Below are 3,670 nucleotides of genomic sequence, written 5' to 3'. Positions count from 1 at the left end.
TAAAGGACATCACCGCCGGGAACAGGTCCTTCAGCGCCGATCCCCGCGTCAGGGCAACCAAATCAGCTCACGCCGGCGCCGCAGGACCGCCCGGCGATAATGGACTGCCCCGGACGGGCAGGTGACCCGTTCCACTTCATATCGTCTAACAGGATTTGTTCTAGTGTCTCCGGTGTGGTGTTCATCAGGCGGGTTCGGACAGCTTCCGGGGCGACGGCGGTGCAGATCGCCGAGTATGTGCGCGGTCGTCAGCGGATCCTGGAGCACGTCGGCTCGGCACATACGGAAGCCGAGCTCGGCGTGCGGGACCTGGGCCGGTCCCCGGCCAGCTACGCGACGATGAAACGCACCCTCGGCCGGGCCGCTGCGGGCAAGTACCGGGACCGGATCGCGACCTGGTGCTTCCAGCACGCCCGCACCAGCGGGGACGTCTCCCTGGTGCTCTACGACGTCACCACGCTCTACTTCGAAGCCGAGAAGGAAGACGAGTTGCGCAAGGTCGGCTACTCCAAGGAACGCCGCGTCGACCCGCAGGTCGTCGTCGGCCTGCTCGTGGACCGGGCCGGGTTCCCTCTGGAGATCGGCTGCTTCGAAGGCAACAAGGCCGAGTGCGACACGAGGTCGCATGTTGTAAGTGGATCACGGTGATGGAGGACCTGATGGTGACGTGATTCCCGGTTCGTGCTCGGTGGCCGGTCTCCTCCTTGGCGTGCGTCGTGGGTAACTGCGGGGTGCGGAGCCCAAGGTTCAAGCCGAAGGGTCCTCGTTCCTTCCGAGGGCCACGGGTGAGGAGAAGGACGGGCGGGCGAACACGCGTGAACCCTTGGTAGATGCCTCGTCATGTTGAAGGTCCGGATCGAAGGGATGCAGTACCGGGCCGAGGTCAGGGACGTGCCGTTGGAATGCGGCGGATGCCGGCCGCTGATTGGCAAGCGGCCGGGTGAGCACCATCGTCCCCGGGGTATAGAGGGCGCCCACTCCGTTCGTGTCTTACGCATGTGGAACGTGGAAACCCCGTCTGGGTCCAGCCCATTGGCTGGTAGGCCGACCGTGAGGAAGGCGCAATTCCCAGCCGGGAACAGGATGACCCGAGAAGCGAATGCCGGTGCGCCGAAAGGCGACGGGAAGGACTCCACCAGCGACGGCCGCCTCCAGGCCGTGGTGGCGTCGAACCGGCCGGATACGAGCTGTGTGCTCGGCCCGAGAGGGAGCCCACGCGGGTCAGGTGAGTTCGTGAAGGAGACGATGATCGTGACGTCAGCATCCGCGGGGACGTTGGACGCCGCCACAATGGCGGCGAACGGACCGCGGGACTTTCCCGAGGACTGGGACCAGATCGACTGGACCCGCGCCGAGGCGGAGGTACGGCGACTGCGGCAGCGCATCTTCACGGCGACAAGGGCAGGCGACCACCGCAAGGTGAGGAGTCTGCAACGGTTGATGCTGCGGTCCCGGGCGAACGCGCTGGTCGCGACGCGCCGGGTTGCGCAGGTCAATCAGGGGCGGAGGACCGCGGGGATCGACGGCCTGACCGCATTGTCGGGACCAGAACGGGCAGATCTTGCCCGACGGGTCCAACAGCGCGGCCACAGGCCACCGGCCCTGCCGGTCCGCCGGATCTACATCCCGAAGGCGAACGGCAAGCGGCGCCCGCTCGGCATCCCCGTGATCGCCGACCGTGCGTCCCAGGCCGTGGTGCTCAACGCACTGGAGCCCGAGTGGGAGGCTCGGTTCGAGCCGCGAAGCTACGGCTTCCGGCCCGGCCGGGGATGTCATGACGCGATCGAGGCCATCTTCACCGTCTGCAAGGGCAAGAGCCCGACTCGGGCGTGGGTCCTCGACGCGGACCTGACTGCGGCGTTCGACCGGATCGACCATGATCGGCTGCTCGACCACCTGCACGGGTTCCCTGCCAAGGAGCAGGTGGCCCGGTGGCTGAGGGCCGGAGTGATCGAGGACCGGCAGTACGCCCCGACCAGCGAGGGCACGCCGCAAGGCGGGGTCATCAGCCCGCTGCTGATGAACGTCGCCCTGCACGGGATGGAGACCGCTGCTGGAGTTCGGTACAAGCCCTGGCGCTCGACGCGCGGTTGGTCGATGCCCGGGACACCGGTGGTGATCAGGTACGCCGACGACCTCGTGGCGCTCTGCCATTCACGGCAAGAGGCCGAGCAGGTCAAGGAACGCCTCGCCGCGTGGCTGGCGCCCCGGGGGCTGTCGTTCAACGAGGACAAGACGCGGATCGTGCACTTGTCCGAGGGGTTCGACTTCCTCGGGTTCAACGTCCGCCATTACCGCAGCCCGGGGAAACTGCTGATCAAGCCGTCGAAGGCCGCGGTCAAGCGGTTCCGCACCCGGCTGCGCGCGGAGGTGCGCGGCCTTCATGGCGCGAACGCCTTGGCCGTGATCAGCAGGCTCAACCCGATCCTGCGGGGGTGGGCGGGCTACTACCGGACGGTTGTGTCCAAGAAGGTCTTCATGGACATCGATTCCACCCTGTGGTGGACGATGTTCAAGTGGGGCAGACGCCAACACAACACGAAGACCGGCCAGTGGATCGTGGACCGCTACTTCGGGCGGTTCAATCCGACCAGACAAGACCGCTGGATCTTCGGCGACCGGGAGACCGGCGCCTACCTGCGGAAACTGTCGTGGACGCCGATCCGCCGCCACCAGATGGTCAAGGCCGACGCGTCTCCGGACGACCCTGCCCTGACCCTCTACTGGGATCAGCGGCGTAGGCGCCACCTGCCACGCGACACACCAGCACCAGCGCCTCCCTACCCTCGACGCCCGCAGGGACTTGCTTGAGCCGGATGCGATGAAAGTCGCACGTCCGGTTCTGAGGGGGCCCCGGCCCGGTAACGGGCCGGGGCTACCCGACGACCGCGACCATCATCCCGATCATCAAGCAGTTCCAGGCCCGGCACAACCTGGCCGACATGGTCGTCGTCGCCGACGCGGGCATGCTCTCGGCSKSCAACCTGCGCGAGCTGGACGAGGCGGGCCTGCGGTTCATCGTCGGCTCCCGGATGACCAAGGCCCCGACCGACCTGGCGTCGCACTTCCGTTGGAACGGCGACGCGTTCACCGACGGGCAGCTGATCGACACCATCACTCCCAGGACCGGGCACCGGAACGAGAACAACCCGGACCTGCGCGCCGAACCCGTCTGGGATCCCGCCACGCACCCGGGCTCATGGCGGGCCGTGTGGGCTTACTCCCGAAAGAGAGCGGTCCGCGACGCCATGACCCTCACGGCCCAGGAGAACCGGGCCCGCGAGGTCATCGAGGGACAGAAGGCGGCCCGGACCCCGCGCTTCGTCAAGACCGCCGGCGGGAAACCCAGCCTCGATGAAGCGTCACTGACACGCGCAAGGCAGCTGGCAGGCCTCAAGGGCTACGTCACGAACATCCCCGCGACGGTCATGGCCGCAGGAGAGGTGATCGGCTCATACCACGAGCTGTGGCACGTGGAGCAGTCCTTCCGRATGAGCAAGACAGACCTGCGCGCCAGACCCATGTTCCACCGCACCCGCGACGCGATCGAAGCACACCTGACCATCGTCTTCACCGCGCTGGCCGTCTCCAGGACCGTCCAGAACAGGACAGGGCTCGCGGTGGCAAACGTCATCAAACAACTCCGGCCCCTGCGCTCAGCGACCATCGC

The 3,670-nt window shown here is 67.1% G+C and carries 2 protein-coding genes and 2 pseudogenes; 3 read left to right on the top strand and 1 reads right to left on the bottom strand.

Features of this window, described 5'->3' with window-relative positions:
* Positions 1-174 precede the first annotated feature (174 nt).
* Positions 175-618: pseudogene (locus tag AB4074_RS24580) on the top strand (IS1634 family transposase); the annotation flags it as partial.
* Between the two features lie 129 nt (positions 619-747).
* On the opposite strand, the gene AB4074_RS24575 reads toward AB4074_RS24580, so the two are convergent.
* Complete coding sequence (locus AB4074_RS24575) at positions 748-978, bottom strand: hypothetical protein (RefSeq protein ID WP_441415718.1); 231 nt, start codon at positions 976-978, stop codon at positions 748-750.
* 273 nt (positions 979-1,251) lie between these two features.
* On the opposite strand from AB4074_RS24575, the gene ltrA reads away from it, so the two are divergent.
* Together ltrA and AB4074_RS24565 are read left to right on the top strand one after the other, a co-directional pair.
* Positions 1,252-2,811 (top strand): group II intron reverse transcriptase/maturase, encoded by a 1,560-nt coding sequence (gene ltrA / locus AB4074_RS24570; RefSeq protein WP_441415717.1) that lies wholly within the window; start codon positions 1,252-1,254, stop codon positions 2,809-2,811.
* A 74-nt stretch (positions 2,812-2,885) separates the two neighbouring features.
* A pseudogene (locus AB4074_RS24565) lies at positions 2,886-3,670 on the top strand (IS1634 family transposase); the annotation flags it as partial.

The sequence above is a fragment of the Arthrobacter sp. 2MCAF14 genome (assembly GCF_052115645.1).
Taxonomy (GTDB): domain Bacteria; phylum Actinomycetota; class Actinomycetes; order Actinomycetales; family Micrococcaceae; genus Arthrobacter.
Note: the sequence above shows the minus strand (reverse complement) of the source record. Positions and strands in the feature narration are given on the sequence as shown.